Origin of the sequence: Mycolicibacterium brumae, assembly GCF_025215495.1 — a bacterium.
In the GTDB taxonomy this organism is placed as follows: Bacteria; Actinomycetota; Actinomycetes; order Mycobacteriales; family Mycobacteriaceae; genus Mycobacterium; species Mycobacterium brumae.
In genome coordinates, this window is record NZ_CP104302.1 from 2,078,510 (window position 1) to 2,092,650 (window position 14,141).

Genomic DNA, 14,141 nt, shown 5'->3' on the forward strand with positions numbered 1-14,141 from the left:
CAGTCCCCGGGAAACAAAGCAGGGGGTTTGTCGTGGATTCAGGAACACGCCGCAGGCTCCATGCGGCGCTCCTGCTGTTCGCGGCGCTGTTCCTGACGCTGCTCGTCGCCGGGCCCGCGTCGGCCGACGACGGCGACACCGCGACGGTTTCCGGGCGGCTGGTCAACGCCGGCACACCGGTCGCCGGCGCCACCGTGCGGGCCAGTGACCCCGACGGCGCCGAGGTCGGCTCCACCACCTCCGATGACTCCGGACGCTGGCGGTTCGAGGTGCCGGTCGGCCCCCACGTCTTCGAGGTGGACCCGGACACCCTGCCCGACGGGGTCAGCGTGCAGTCCTCGGTGACCCGCACGGTCACCGCCGGGCGCACCAACACCGTCGTCTTCACCTTCGGCGAGGTCCGCACCACCACCAGCGTCCCGCTCTATGAGCGGGTGATCCGGCTGGCCATCGACGGCCTGCGGTTCGGCCTGGTCATCGCGGTCGCCGGGGTGGGACTGAGCATGATCTTCGGCGTCACCGGGCTGACCAACTTCGCCCACGGCGAGCTGGTCACGCTCGGCGCGGTGTTCACCTGGATCCTGAACGCGACATTCGGGCTGCCGCTGGCGGCCGCCGCGCTGCTGGCCATCGTGGCGGGGGTCGGGGTCGGGTGGCTGAACAACGCGGGGCTGTGGCGTCCACTGCGAAAACGCCGGGTCGGGCTGATCCCGGCGCTGGTGGTGTCGATCGGGTTGGCCATCGCGCTGCGCTACCTGATCCTGATGCTGTTCGGCGACCGCACCGAAGCGCTGCCCGGGTACTCGCCGAGCGCGCAGCGCACGTGGGGCCCGCTCGCCATCACCGACATCAACTTGATCGTCATCGCGATCAGCCTGGTGGTGCTGATCGCGCTGGCGGTGATGCTGCAGAAGACCCGGATCGGCAAGGCGATGCGCGCCGTCGCCGACAACAAGGACCTCGCCTCCAGTTCCGGCATCAACGTCGAACGGGTCATCACCTACGTCTGGTGTCTGGGCGGCGGGCTGGCCGCGCTCGGCGGCATCCTGCTCGCGGTCTCCGAACTCGGCGGCCGGGTGCAGTGGGAAATGGGCTTCAAACTGCTGCTGCTGATGTTCGCCGGGATCACCCTCGGCGGGCTGGGCACCGCCTACGGCGCGCTGATCGGCTGCGTCATCGTCGGCCTGCTGGTGCAGCTGTCCACCCTGTTCATCAATCCCGACCTCAAGTACGTCGGCGGCCTGCTGATCCTGATCTTCATCCTGATCGTCCGGCCGCAGGGCATCCTCGGCTCCCGGGAAAGGGTCGGGTGAGTCCGTGGACATCGTGAGCGCGCTGCAAATCGCCTTCGCCCAGCTGATCGGCCCGTCGGCCATCTTCTACGCGTTGCTGGCCATCGGGCTGAACCTGCACTTCGGCTACACCGGGCTGCTGAACTTCGGCCAGATCGGGTTCGCCCTGCTCGGCGGCTACGGCGTCGGCATCATGACCGTCACCTACCGGCAGCCGCTGTGGGTCGGCATCCTGGTCGGGCTGGCCGCTGCCGGACTGCTTGCGGTGGTGCTTGGCATCCCCACCCTGCGATTACGCGCGGACTACCTGGCCATCGCCACCATCGCCGCCGCCGAGGTGCTGCGACTGATCTTCCGGTCCACCGCCGCCGACTCGGTCACCGGCTCCACCAACGGCCTGTACGGCTTCGCCGGGCCGTTCACCACCTACAGCCCGTTCGACTCCAGCAAGCAGTACTCCTTCCTCGGCATGAAGTTCGTCGGCGACGACGTGTGGGCGATGCTGGTCGGCTGGACCCTGGTCGCGGTGCTGTGCGTGTTCGTCTTCCTGCTGACCCGCAGCCCGTGGGGCCGGGTGCTCAAAGCGGTCCGGGAGGACGAGGACGCCGCGCGCTCGCTCGGCAAGAACGTGTTCGTCTACAAGCTGCAGGCGCTGGTGCTGGGCGGGGTGATCGGCGGCATGGGCGGTATCTTCAACGCGCTGCAGACCAAGTCCATCCACCCGGACTTCTACTCCACCTCGCAGACCTTCTACGCGTTCGGCGCACTGCTGCTCGGTGGCGCCGCCACCGTGCTCGGCCCGGTGGTCGGAGCGATGCTGTTCTGGTTCCTGCTGGCCATCCCCGACGCGTTGATGCGGCAGGCGATCGCCGGCCCGGACCCGCTGCTGCCGCTGACCGACGCGCAGGTCGGCGCGACGCGTTACGTGCTGCTCGGCATCCTGATCATGGCGCTGATGGTGTTCCGACCACAGGGCATCATGGGCCGAAGAAGGGAGGTGTCCCTCGATGGCTGAGCGCCCACTCGCCGAACCGGGCAGTCCCGATGAGCCCGGCCTCGTCGCTCCTGCGCTCGTTCCTCGCGCACTCGCCGAACCGGGCAGTCCCGATGAGCCCGGCCTCGTCGCTCCTGCGCTCGTTCCTCGCGCACTCGCCGAACCGGGCAGTCCCAAACCGGACCCGATCATCGTGGTGGACAACATCTCCCGCTCGTTCGGCGGCCTGAAGGCCGTCGACGTCGCGCATCTGGAGATCCAGCGCGGCTCCATCACCGGTCTGATCGGGCCGAACGGCGCCGGCAAAACCACCTTCTTCAACCTGCTGACCGGATTCGACCGGTGCGACACCGGCTCCTGGACCTACAACGGCCAGGACATGAGCAGGCTGCGCCCGCACCAGGTGGCCCGAAAGGGTGTGGTGCGCACCTTCCAGCTGACCAAGGCGCTGGCGAAGATGACGGTGCTGGACAACCTCAAACTCGGCGCGCCGCACCAGGTCGGCGAGCACATCGGCGCCGCGCTGCTGACGTTCCGCTGGCGCACGCAGGAGGCGGAGATCACCGAGCGGGCCCGAGAGATGCTGGCCCGGTTCAAACTTGACGCCAAGGCCGACGACATGGCCGGGTCGCTGTCCGGCGGGCAGCGCAAACTGCTGGAGATGGCGCGGGCGCTGATGACCGACCCCACCGTGGTGATGCTCGACGAGCCGATGGCGGGGGTGAACCCGGCGCTCACCGAAAGCCTGCTGGGGCACGTGAAATCCCTTCGCGACCAAGGCATGACGGTGGTGTTCGTCGAACACGACATGGACGTCATCCGCGACGTCAGCGACTGGGTGGTGGTGATGGCCCAGGGCTCGGTGATCGCCGAATCACCGCCGGAGCGACTGGGTGACAACGAGGCCGTCGTCGACGCCTACCTGGGCAGCCACCACGATCTGGCGCTGGAGTTCGACGAGCACGGCAATCCCGTCGGCGCCACCGCCGAACTGGCCGAGGAGATCGAGGCCGCGGTGGTGGAGACCATCGAGTCCGGCGGCGACCTGTCCGACGGAGAAGCGCGATGACCGCACAGCCCGAACCCGCCGACGCCCTGCTGCGCGCCGACCAGCTGATCGCCGGCTACATCCCCGAGGTCGACATCCTGCGCGGCTGCGACTTCTTCCTGCGCGACGGCGAGATCGTCGGGATCATCGGCCCCAACGGGGCGGGCAAGTCCACCCTGCTCAAGACGCTGTTCGGGCTGATCCCGGTGCGCAGCGGCTCGGTCCGGCTGCGCGGCGAGGACATCACCTCCGCCCCCGCGCACGTGCTGGTCACCAAGGGCGTGGGGTACGTGCCGCAGACCAACAATGTGTTCCCGTCGCTGACCATCGAGGAGAACCTGGAAATGGGCGCCTACCTGCGCCCGACGGCGTTCCGGGACCGCTTCGACTTCGTCGCCGGACTGTTCCCGCTGCTGGCCGAACGCCGAAAGGTCAAGGCCGGCGCGCTATCCGGCGGTGAGCGGCAGATGGTGGCCATGGGCCGGGCGCTGATGATGGAGCCGTCGGTGCTGCTGCTCGACGAACCGTCGGCGGGGTTGTCGCCGATGTTCCAGGACGAGGTGTTCATCCGCTGCAAGCAGATCAACGCCACCGGTGTCTCGGTGATCATGGTCGAGCAGAACGCGCGGCGCTGCCTGCAGATCTGCGACCGCGGCTACGTGCTGGACCAGGGCGCCAACGCCTACACCGACACCGGGGCCAACCTGATGAAGGACCCGAAGGTGATCGAGCTGTACCTGGGAACGCTGGCGGGCAGCCGGGAGAAGAAGTAGCCCTCTCCCCCGGCTGCCCGGCGCGTGTCTCTGCGGTCTAGCTTTCGACGACGATGTAGTCCACGGTGTTCAGGTTGTTGTCCGCGTCGAACTCGAGGCTGCCGTAGGAGCCGACGGACGGCTCCCCGGCCGGCCCGAAGGTCAACGCGCCGGTGACACCGTTGTAGTCGATGTCCTTGCCCTCGCCGATCAGGTCCCGGCACTGCGCGAAGCTGGTGCACTCCACCCCGTCGCGCGTGACCGAGTTGATGTTGGCGGCGATGTCGACACCGGCGGTGGACTTGGCCTGCTCGGCGGCCAGCGCGGTGATGACGACGGCGTCGAAGGCCTCACCGGCGTAGTTGAAGTCCACCAGCTTCGGGTCCTGGGCCAGCAGTCGGCCTTCGAACTCCGGGCCGACGTCGGTCAGCGGGGTGGTGCCCTTCATACCCGCCAGCAGGCCCTTGGCCACGCCCTTGCCGAGCGCGTTGCCCATGTTGCCGTCGGTGCCGTAGACCAGCATGCCGTCCGACGGGCCGATGCCCACCTCGTGCATGCGGGTGACGATCTTGGCGGTCTCTTCGAAGCCGATCACCGCGACGGCGTCGGGGTTGAACTCCTTGATCTGGTCGACCTCGGCGTTGAACGACTGCGCGTTCGGGTCGTAGATGATCTTGGTGATCTGGTCCTCGGCGATGCCCGCGGCCTGCAGGTCCTCGACGGCGTTGGCGGCCAGGCCGGTTCCGTACGGGTCGTTGAGGGCGAGGATCGCCACCCGCTGGGCGCCGTCCTCGGTGATCAGCTGGGCCAGCGCCTGGGCCTGCAGCACGTCGGTCGGGGCGGTGCGGAAGTACATGCCCTTGTCCGGGTAGCAGACGAACTGGTCGGAGGTGTTCGCCGGGGAGAACATCACCACACCCGCGCTGGCGATCTTGTCGATGACCTTCAGCGACACCGCGGAGGAGGCGGCGCCGACGATGGTGTCCGCGCCGCCGGCCAGGTGCCGGTCGACGGTGGTGTTGGCGGTGTCGGTGGTGGTGTCACCGGAGTCGCCGGTGGCCAGTTCGACCGGTTGGGCCAGCACGCCGCCGGCGTCGTTGATCTCGTTGATGGCGATCTGCACGCCGGCGATCTCCGGGGGTCCGAGGAAGGACAGCGTCCCGGTCTCGGGGAGCAGGGTGCCGATCTTGAGCGGGCTGGTGTCCGGGGTGGCGCCCGCGGTGGCCTGATCGGGCTCGCAGTCGGTGACGACGACCTCGGCGGCCTCGGTGCTGGTGTCGGTGTCGGCGGCGCTGGTGTCCTTCTCACCTCCGGAGGAACACGCCGTGAACGCGAGCGCGGCGATGCCGCTGACGGCAAACGCGCGGGTAAGGGTCCGATACGTCATAGAAACGCTCCTCAGAGGATGGGAGAAATCGCAGTTTCTGCAGGTACGAGTGTCGAACCTAACGGCTGGCGCCGCAAGCCGACGGCGCAGAAGGCCGTCGTGACCATTCTGTGACCTAATCCGGATCGCCCAGTTTGACCGTGGCGACAACCCGGGCGCCCGCACCCGGCGCGGTGTCGATGAGCAGGTCCCCGCCGAGCGCCGAGATCCGGTCCCGCATATTGGCCAGCCCGCGGCCCTGCGTCTCGGGGTCGAACCCCGGCCCGTCGTCGGCGATCGTCAAGCGCAGCCGGTCGCCGTCGACGCTCGCCGTCACGGTGGCGACGGTGTCGGGGCGGCCGTGTTTGGCCGCGTTCTGCAGCGCCTCACTGCAGCAGAAGTACAGCGCCGCCTCCATCGGGGCCGGGTGGCGCCCCAGGTCGCCGAGGTCCAGGCGGACCGGGATCGCCGACCGCGCGGCCAGGATCGGCAGCGCCCCGGCCAACCCGCCGCTGACCAGCTGCGGCGGGTAGATGCCCTGGGCCAGCCGACGGATCTCCACCACCGCGGTGCCGACCAGTTCGGCGGCGTCGTCGAGCAACGCGTCGGCGCGCTCCGGCTCGGCGTCGCGGGCCAGCTGAATCAGCATCGACAGCGCGACCAGGTGCTGCTGGGCGCCGTCGTGCAGATCTCGTTCGATGCGGCGGCGTTCGTCGTCGGCCGCGGCGGCCAGCCGGGCCCGGGAAGCCGCCAGGTCGACGGCGTGTTCGGCGAGGTAGGTCTCCGAGGTGCGCAGCGCCGCAGCGTTATTCCACACGACCACCATCAGGTTGAGTCCAACGACGGTCAGTCCGGCGATCACAAACGCCGTCTCCACCCACAGGTTCCCGATCTGGGCGGCGTCTTCGCGGCGCACGAAACGCGCCAGCACGGCGGCCGTCAGCAGACAGAGCCCGGTGATTCCGACGAACAGCAATCCGCGTTGCCATCGGACGTAGGCTTCGGCGAAGGCGACCGGCAGCAGCGCCATGACCGCCATCACCGGCAGCAGCGCCGGTGACACGTACACCACTACCAGCACGCCGACCCAGTTGCCGACGCAGACCAGCGAGATGGATTGCTCGTAGCGTTCGCGGCGCACCAGGTCCATCGCCAGCACCAGCAAAACGGAGTGCGCCGCCGAAACCCCGGCCAGCACCAGGAACCAGCGCGACGGGGCCAGCACGAAGTACTCCCACAGCGGCAGCAGCACACCCGCGCCGAACCACATGGCGAAGTGGCCGGCCAGGAACACCTGAAACCGCTCGGCCTGGAACCGGTGAATGAGGTGATGCCCGAGCACCGACGACGACCGCACCGCGGTGAACAGCAGGATCGCCGGCGCGCGCCACCGGGGCAGGGCGCCGAACCCGAACCGCGGGCTCGCCACGAACCCCGGCTACTCGGGCGTTTCGGCGGAGGTGGTTTTCCCGCCGTCGTCGAGCGACTCCACGATGACCTCGGCGACCCGCTTCATGGTGGTGCGTCGGTCCATCGCGGCCCGCTGAATCCACTTGAAGGCCTCGGGTTCGGTCATCTTCTGCTTGGACTGCAGCAGCCCCTTGGCCCGCTCGACGAGCTTGCGGGTCTCCAGCCGGTCGGTGAGGGACTCGACCTCGCTCTCCAGCGCGGTGATCTCCCGGAACCGGCTGACCGCGACCTCGATGGCCGGGATCAGATCGTTGATCGAGAACGGCTTGACCAGGTACGCCATCGCGCCGGCCTCCCGGGCGCGCTCCACCAGGTCACGCTGGCTGAACGCGGTGAGCATGACGATCGGGGCGATGCGTTTCCCGGCGATCTCGGCGGCGGCGTCCAGGCCGTCGCGCCGGGGCATCTTCACGTCCATGATCACCAGGTCGGGGCGCAGCTGCTCGGCGAGTTCGACGGCTTCCTGTCCGTCGCCGGCCTCGCCGACCACGTCGTAACCCTCTTCGCGCAGCATCTCGGCCAGGTCCAGGCGGATCAGGGCCTCGTCCTCGGCGATCAGGACGCGGTGGGCCGTCGGGCCGGAGGCAGTGCTGGTGCCGGTCATGGGGTCCATTCTGTCGTGCCGCGCGGTGATGAGCGAGGCAGACCCCAAGTTACCCACCCGTGAACAACAAACGGACAACCCGTCCACTGTGAGTTCGAGTCTCACCGAGATCACCGCCGATCCCGTCTGAGACGGCGAGGTCCGCTCAGCCGCCCACGCACCATCGTCTAAGGTGTGAACCCGCTGGCCCCCGTATCCCAATTGGCAGAGGAAACGGATTCAAAACCCGTCCAGTGTGAGTTCGAGTCTCACCGGGGGCACCACGCAGCTGTCGGACTTCCTGGACGCTACGACCGAGCCAGCGACGCCGGGCCTTCGAATGTCACATTCGCGCAGTGGTTGGTGTTGCGTTGAAATCCCTGGAGTGTGGCGGCGTCTAGCGAAGTGAAGACCGTGACATCTGGGCCACCGGCATTGCAGTTCATCAAGGTCATGTCACGCGACATTTCCCAACGCCCGTTGACCAAATGCATCTGACCGGTCTGCCCGCCGCCCATCGCCACATCCGCACAACCGGCGCCGCACGGCGTGACCGTCCATTGGTCGGTCCGGACTTCCTTGTTCTTGACCTGGGCAGCCTGGCTGAGGTCCCAGGTCAACGTGTATGCGCCACTCAGCCCGTCGTCGGCCACGGCCACCCCCGAGGCGCCGGCGAACGCCAAGGCCGCTCCCGCCGCAGCGGCCGAAACAGCCGCAATGAATTTGTTCATGGTTCCCCCACATTTCGCGCCGGGAATCTCCCGGGTGCCGAAGATAACAATTTCGACACATCTCGGCGCGTTGAATCATCAAACATTCGGCACTGCAGTATGAGAGAACGGCCGTTGAAGTCGTCCGACGCGGGCGATGACGCGCCGAAGCGGGCAATTCCACCGAAGACGTTGCGCGACGCGTGCCCAGCCGGTTGCATCGACAGGTGTGGGCGAAGAGCTAACTCGTACCGAGTTCACCCGGGCGCACCGGCAGGAGTACCGACGCAAGGTGCAGCAGTGCCTGGACGTGTTCGAGACCATGCTGTCGACGTCGAGCTTCGAGTTCGGCCGGCCGCTGACCGGCATGGAGATCGAATGCAATCTGGTCGACGACACCTACCAGCCGGCGATGCGCAATGACGACGTGCTGGCGTCCATCGCCGATCCGGCCTATCAAACCGAGCTGGGCGCCTACAACATCGAGTTCAATGTGCCGCCGCGGCCGCTGCCCGGCCACGCCGCGTTCGACCTGGCCAACGATGTGCGGGCGAGCCTGAACGCCGCCGAGACCAAGGCGAACAAGGCGGGCGCGCACATCGTGATGATCGGCATCCTGCCGACCTTGATGCCCGAGCATCTGGAAACCAACTGGATGAGCGATTCGGTGCGGTATCAGGCGCTCAACGACTCGATCTTCACCGCCCGCGGCGAGGACATCGTCATCGACATCGAGGGGCCGGAGCGGCTGCGCTGCGACGCCGCGACCATCGCCCCGGAATCGGCCTGCACCAGCATGCAGCTGCACCTGCAGGTCTCCCCCGGTGATTTCGCGAACAATTGGAACGCCGCGCAGGTGCTGGCCGGCCCCCAGTTGGCGCTCGGCGCCAATTCCCCGTTCTTCTTCGGCCGGCAGTTGTGGGCCGAGACCCGTGTCGAGTTGTTCGCCCAGGCCACCGACACCCGGCCCGACGAGCTCAAGTCGCAGGGGGTTCGGCCCCGGGTGTGGTTCGGCGAACGCTGGATCACCTCAATCTTCGACCTGTTCGAGGAGAACGTCCGCTACTTCCCGTCGCTGCTGCCCGAGCTGTCCGAGGAGGACCCGGAAGTCGAGCTGGCCGCCGGGCGCATCCCCCGGCTGCCGGAACTGCGGCTGCACAACGGCACGGTGTACCGCTGGAACCGGCCGGTGTACGACGTGGTGGAGACCGACGGGGTGTCCCGGCCGCACCTGCGGGTGGAGAACCGGGTGCTGCCGGCGGGCCCGACGGTCACCGACAGCATGGCCAACGCCGCCTTCTACTACGGCCTGCTGCGCACCTTAAGCGAGGAGGACCGGCCGTTGTGGACCAAGATGAGCTTCGCCGCCGCCGAGGCGAACTTCCTGTCCGCGGCGCGCTACGGCATCGACGCCCGGCTGTACTGGCCCGGCCTCGGCGAGGTGACGGCCGACGAGTTGACCTTGCGGGTGCTGTTGCCGATGGCCGATGAGGGGCTGATCCGCTGGGGTGTGGCCGCCGAGGTGCGCGACGAGTTCCTCGGCGCCATCGAGGGCCGGGCGAAGTCCGGCCAGAACGGCGCGTCCTGGCAGGTGTCGACGGTGCGGGCGCTGGAGGACGGCGGATTGTCCCGGCCGCAGGCGCTGGCCGAGATGCTGCGGCTGTATTGCGAGCGGATGCACGCCAATCTGCCGGTGCACCTGTGGACCGGCCCGGCCTCCTAGCGGCGAGCCTCAGCGGGGCCCGGTCGGCCGCAACGACGCCCAGTCGTCCTCGTCGGGCACCACTCCCCACTCCGACCAGGCCTCCAACCGTCGGTGCAGCGCGGAATCGGGGTCCATCGGGCCGCCGTCCCACATGACGGCGACAAACCGCTTCTTGGTCACCCCGGGGACCAGTTCCCGGACGCGGCCGTGGTCGTCGGCCACCGCGAGCACGATCCGGGTCTCGCCGGTCTTCGCGTTCTCCTGCAGCATGGTGCCGAACAGCCGCAGCAGCGGGGTGGAGTGGTACTGGCCGGGCAGGTCGCCGAAGCGTTCGAAGACCTCGACGTGTCCGCAGCGGGTCGCCGCCATCAGCTGTGTGGTTCGCCAGTCCGAATTCGCCACCGCGGTCCCCTGTCTGGTCCGTCTCATTTTCGACGGTACTGGGGACGTGGCGGCGCGCGTGGCATTTTTCGGCTCGCCGCCCCGCGGGCTCAGTCCGCCGTGTCGACGAACTCCCGGATGAAACCGCCGAATCCCGGTGCGGTGAAACGCATCCGGCCGCGCGCCGCGGCCTCGATCAACCCTTTGTCCATCAGGGACTGCCGGGCCATGCCGATCGCTGCGGTGCCGACGCCCATCGCGTCGGCCACCTCCTTGCGCCGGATGTCGCCCTCGCCGAGGGCGGCCATCGCGATCAGCAGCTTCTGCTCGGCGGGGGTGGCGGCAGTCCACCGGGATCGGAACATGGCGTTGCGCGCGACGGTGAATTGCGTCATCGCGGCCGGGATATGCGCCGTCGCTAAAACACCGCCGGGGCCGGGGTATCCGGCCGCCTCCCACATCTTGTCGCCGAATTCCTGGATGAACTGCGGATAGCCCTTGGTCTCGGCCAGCACCAGGTCCAGTGCGGCGGGTTCCCAGGCGACGCCGACGGCCAGCGCCGGGTCGGCCAGCGCGGCGCGCGCCGCGCGTTCGTCGAGGTTGGTCAGCTGCCCGTACTCGAACCGCTCGCCGAAACTCACCGCCTTGGCGACGACGTCCTGGGTGTGTCCCAGCCCGGCGGCGAAGACGGCCGCCGGCAGATCGTCGGCCTCGGCCTGCATGTGCTGCCAGGCGTAGGCCAGCGCCCGGATGCCCACCGGGTCGGCGGATTGCAGTTCGTCGACGAACACGACCAGCCCGGCGGCGCCGGCTTCCACGGCGCCGCGACCGGCGGTGACCATCGCCTGCTGCAGCAGTCGGGCCGCGCCCGGATTCGCGGCGCGCTCCGCGGAGCCGGCCAACTGCACCGAGGCGCCACCGAAGGTGATTCGGACGGTCTTGAGCGTCGCGATCAACGCCTGCCGGGTGGTCTTGGTCCACTTCTTGGAGATCCGCTCGAACTCATTGGCCAGTTCGACGGCCAACGACGCGGTGTCGCCGCCGGTCACCCACGCGGTGGTGAAGGTGCGACGGTCCGCGTCGCTCTGCACCGCGCGCAGCAGACTGGTCTTGCCGACGCCGCGGGGCCCGACGAACACGTGGACGCGGCCGTCGAGCTGCCGGTAGAGGCTGAGGTTGGTCAGGTGGACGTTGACGCGTTCGAGCTGGGCGTCGCGGCCGGGGAGGTGATGGGCCAGGGAGCCCGGCGTGTAGGGACTGCGCTGCTGAACCATGTTTACACTTCTTTACACATCACGGGGATAACCCCTATTTGTATAAAGAACGATAAATCGAGGGTCCGACAGCCGACCGGCGCTGGGAAGCGCTCAGGCGTCGGCGGGAATCTCGGCGTTGCGGCCGAGCACCCGGTTGACCACCCCGGTCGCGCGCTGGCCGGTGGAACGCACACCGTCGAGCGCGCCGGTGGTCACCGACATGGTCGAATCCCGGATGATCCGGGGCAGGTCGACGCCGTCGATCACCGAGTTGGCCAATCCGACCAGGTCGATCCGGTCGATGATCGCGTCGATATTGACGTTGCTGACGATGGCGTTGACGTCGATCTGGTCGCGGACGACCTTGGTCAGGTCCATCTCGGCGATCGTCTGCTGCAGCACCTGGATCAGGATGTTGGAGACGATCGGCCGGATCGAGCTGATGCCGGCGGCCATGGCTTCCTCGCCGCGCTGCGAGAGCGCGTTGGAGCTGCGGTCCAGCTGGGAGCCGAAGATCGGGACCTTGGTCGCGAGTCGGTACGCGGCGTTCGCGCCGTCCCACGCGTAGGCGCCGGTCCCCACCGCGGCGGTGACGACGGGATGATGCAGGAGATCCGGAGGTCGCGACACGCCACCATAGTAATTCAGCGGTCCACCCGTTCGGAGTCCTGTTGGGCCAGCGTCCGCGCGTAACCGGCGCCCATGGCCAGCAGAATCAGCCCGACGACGATGAAGACGATCACCCGGAAGATCCCGTCGAGCGTGCCCAGGTCGAACAGGAACAGCTTGGCCATGGCCGCCGCGGTGAGGGTCATACCACCGGTGACCAGCGCATTGCGGGTTCCGGCGTCGCGGATCCGCAGGGCCAGCACCAGCAGCACCGCCGCCGCAATCACCCAGCAGATGGTGGCCAGCACGTGTCCGGCCAGGAATCCGCCCTCGGTCCCGCCGATCAGCACCCCGGCCACCACCATGAACGCCGTCACCGCGTACAGCACCACCGCGCCGCCCATGACGAACCACGGGCGCAGGTCGGCGCGCGTGCCGTCCGGCGCGGTCGCTGCGGCGGCGGAGCGGGCGTAGGCCAGCAGTTGCACGGCCACGCAGCCGATCAGCAGCACGCTGGACACCAGAACGGCGGTGGCCGGTCCCCCGTCGAGCTCGTGGGCGCGGACCAGGTGCTCCGGCGGGACGTAGGCCAGGTAGCCGAGGAACCCGAACGCGCCGACGGCAACCGAGATCCAGCGGGCGGAGCTCACGCGTTCGGCGGCCAGCGCGACCAGCAGCGCCAGGGCGAGGATGACCGCGACGCGGACCGGTCCGTCGAACAGCACGACGGCGGCGATCATCATGGCGGCCGCGGCCAGCGCCGACCAGATGGTCGCGACCGGGCCCGGCACGCCGGGCAGCCGGTGCGCCAGCGCCACGATGGTCAGCAGCGTCACGGCCAGGACGAACAGCATCAGCACCGCGGCGGTCCTGCCGACTCCGGCCGGCGCGACCAGCACCGGCAGCGTCCCGACGACGGTCCACAGCGCGATGGCCACCCGGTTGGTGACCGTCGGCAGCACCAGCAGGGCGCCGGCGAGCGCCAGCGCGGCGGCCAGCGCGCAGGCCCCGCCGATCAGCCAGGCATGCTCGGCGGTGCGGTGGACGCCGGCCAGCCCGGCGAGCAGCGGCAGCGTCACCGCGACGGTGCGGGCCGCGAAGATCCAGCCCCAGTTCTTGGCGAGTTGGAACGGCAGGCTGGCGGCCGAGGCGATCAGCATGAATCCGATCAGACGCAGGTCCAGACCATCGGTGACGATCGGGGCCAGCACGGTCAGCGGGATCAGCACCAGCAGTCCGAGAGCCTGGGAATCCCAGCGCCGGGCGAGCACCATGCCGGCGCCGGCCAGGCCGAAGGCCAGCAGCAGGGCGACCGGCGCGGGAATCCACCCGTAGATGGTGCAGACGGCGATGACGTCGAGGTAGGCGGCGGCGACGCCGGTGGCGGCCAGCGCGATCGCGCCGGTGCGGCCGCCGGGGCGGCGGTTGAACCGGATCGCCCCGGCGACCAGGGCCCCGGCCAGCACCGCCCCGCCGATGACGCGGATCTCCGGGCGCAGGATGCCGGCCTGGGCGGCCAGCACCAGCAGTAGCGCCACGCCGATCAGGGTGACCCCGACGCCCGCGACCGCGAGCAGCTTGCCGACCCAGCCCGACCCGCGATCGGGGCGCGGCGGCTTCGGCGCCGACGGGGTCGACGGGGTCGACGGGAAAGGCTGGTACGCCACGGTGGGCGGGGCCCAACCTTCTCGCCGGGACGGGTATTGGGCAGCCGGGTACGCGGCGACGGGCTGCGCCGGGTACGGCATGGCCGGCTGCGGGACCGCGGGCTGCGGCAGCACAGGCGGCGGCGTGGCGGGTTGCGCGGGAACCGCGACGCCGAAGGCGCTCTGCAGTTCGGTCAGCTCGCCGGCCATCGCGGTCAACCGGTCCGATAGCGCGGCGCATTCGCCGGACAGTCGCGACAGCACGGCGACGGCGGCGGGATTGGGGTCAGCCATTGCCCCATCATGTCGGGCGAGCGCTAGGTAGTACT

The 14,141-nt window shown here is 69.0% G+C and carries 13 protein-coding genes and 1 tRNA gene; 6 read left to right on the top strand and 8 right to left on the bottom strand.

Annotation, left to right across the window (positions count from 1 at the left end; translation table 11 throughout):
• The first annotated feature begins 32 nt into the window (after positions 1–32).
• The 4 genes from L2Z93_RS10085 to L2Z93_RS10100 are packed head-to-tail and all read left to right on the top strand — an operon-like array spanning position 33 to position 4,107.
• Positions 33–1,313, top strand: a complete 1,281-nt coding sequence (locus L2Z93_RS10085; protein ID WP_090585823.1) for a branched-chain amino acid ABC transporter permease — start codon at positions 33–35, stop codon at positions 1,311–1,313.
• A gap of 4 nt (positions 1,314–1,317) precedes the next feature.
• Complete coding sequence (locus tag L2Z93_RS10090; protein WP_090585826.1) at positions 1,318–2,307, top strand: branched-chain amino acid ABC transporter permease; 990 nt, start codon at positions 1,318–1,320, stop codon at positions 2,305–2,307.
• Complete coding sequence (locus L2Z93_RS10095) at positions 2,300–3,355, top strand: ABC transporter ATP-binding protein (protein ID WP_090585829.1); 1,056 nt, start codon at positions 2,300–2,302, stop codon at positions 3,353–3,355. Before L2Z93_RS10090 ends, L2Z93_RS10095 begins: the two co-directional genes overlap by 8 nt.
• Positions 3,352–4,107, top strand: coding sequence for an ABC transporter ATP-binding protein (locus L2Z93_RS10100; RefSeq protein WP_090585831.1), 756 nt, complete (start codon positions 3,352–3,354; stop codon positions 4,105–4,107). The genes L2Z93_RS10095 and L2Z93_RS10100 overlap by 4 nt, the downstream gene beginning before the upstream one ends.
• Before the next feature lie 37 nt (positions 4,108–4,144).
• On the opposite strand, the gene L2Z93_RS10105 is transcribed toward L2Z93_RS10100, so the two are convergent.
• The 3 genes from L2Z93_RS10105 to L2Z93_RS10115 all read right to left on the bottom strand — a co-directional run bounded on the left by L2Z93_RS10105 (position 4,145) and on the right by L2Z93_RS10115 (position 7,526).
• A complete protein-coding gene (locus L2Z93_RS10105; protein ID WP_090585835.1) occupies positions 4,145–5,473 on the bottom strand; it encodes an ABC transporter substrate-binding protein in 1,329 nt (442 codons plus the stop codon).
• A gap of 115 nt (positions 5,474–5,588) precedes the next feature.
• A complete protein-coding gene (locus L2Z93_RS10110) occupies positions 5,589–6,881 on the bottom strand; it encodes a sensor histidine kinase (RefSeq protein ID WP_090585838.1) in 1,293 nt (430 codons plus the stop codon).
• 9 nt (positions 6,882–6,890) lie between these two features.
• On the bottom strand, positions 6,891–7,526 hold the full coding sequence (locus L2Z93_RS10115) for a two-component system response regulator PdtaR (protein ID WP_090585937.1): 636 nt from the start codon (positions 7,524–7,526) through the stop codon (positions 6,891–6,893).
• A 186-nt stretch (positions 7,527–7,712) separates the two neighbouring features.
• Between L2Z93_RS10115 and L2Z93_RS10120 the strand changes: the two genes are divergently transcribed.
• Positions 7,713–7,789: transfer RNA gene (locus L2Z93_RS10120), tRNA-Leu, on the top strand.
• Positions 7,790–7,813: 24 nt separating this feature from the next.
• Here the strand turns inward: L2Z93_RS10120 and L2Z93_RS10125 are convergent.
• A complete protein-coding gene (locus L2Z93_RS10125) occupies positions 7,814–8,236 on the bottom strand; it encodes a hypothetical protein (RefSeq protein ID WP_090585840.1) in 423 nt (140 codons plus the stop codon).
• A gap of 208 nt (positions 8,237–8,444) precedes the next feature.
• Here L2Z93_RS10125 and L2Z93_RS10130 point away from each other — a divergent pair, with 208 nt between their 5' ends.
• Positions 8,445–9,938 (top strand): glutamate-cysteine ligase family protein, encoded by a 1,494-nt coding sequence (locus tag L2Z93_RS10130; protein WP_090585843.1) that lies wholly within the window; start codon positions 8,445–8,447, stop codon positions 9,936–9,938.
• A 9-nt stretch (positions 9,939–9,947) separates the two neighbouring features.
• Here L2Z93_RS10130 and L2Z93_RS10135 read toward each other — a convergent pair whose 3' ends face one another.
• The 4 genes from L2Z93_RS10135 to L2Z93_RS10150 all read right to left on the bottom strand — a co-directional run bounded on the left by L2Z93_RS10135 (position 9,948) and on the right by L2Z93_RS10150 (position 14,106).
• The gene (locus L2Z93_RS10135) at positions 9,948–10,322 is read right to left on the bottom strand and encodes a hypothetical protein (RefSeq protein WP_090585845.1); all 375 of its coding nucleotides are present in this window, start codon (positions 10,320–10,322) and stop codon (positions 9,948–9,950) included.
• Between the two features lie 89 nt (positions 10,323–10,411).
• Entirely contained in the window at positions 10,412–11,575 is a 1,164-nt protein-coding gene (locus L2Z93_RS10140; RefSeq protein ID WP_090585849.1) for an ATP-binding protein, read from the bottom strand.
• A 93-nt stretch (positions 11,576–11,668) separates the two neighbouring features.
• On the bottom strand, positions 11,669–12,187 hold the full coding sequence (locus tag L2Z93_RS10145) for a hypothetical protein (protein WP_090585852.1): 519 nt from the start codon (positions 12,185–12,187) through the stop codon (positions 11,669–11,671).
• 14 nt (positions 12,188–12,201) lie between these two features.
• Entirely contained in the window at positions 12,202–14,106 is a 1,905-nt protein-coding gene (locus L2Z93_RS10150) for a DUF2339 domain-containing protein (protein ID WP_090585856.1), read from the bottom strand.
• Between the last annotated feature and the right edge of the window lie 35 nt (positions 14,107–14,141).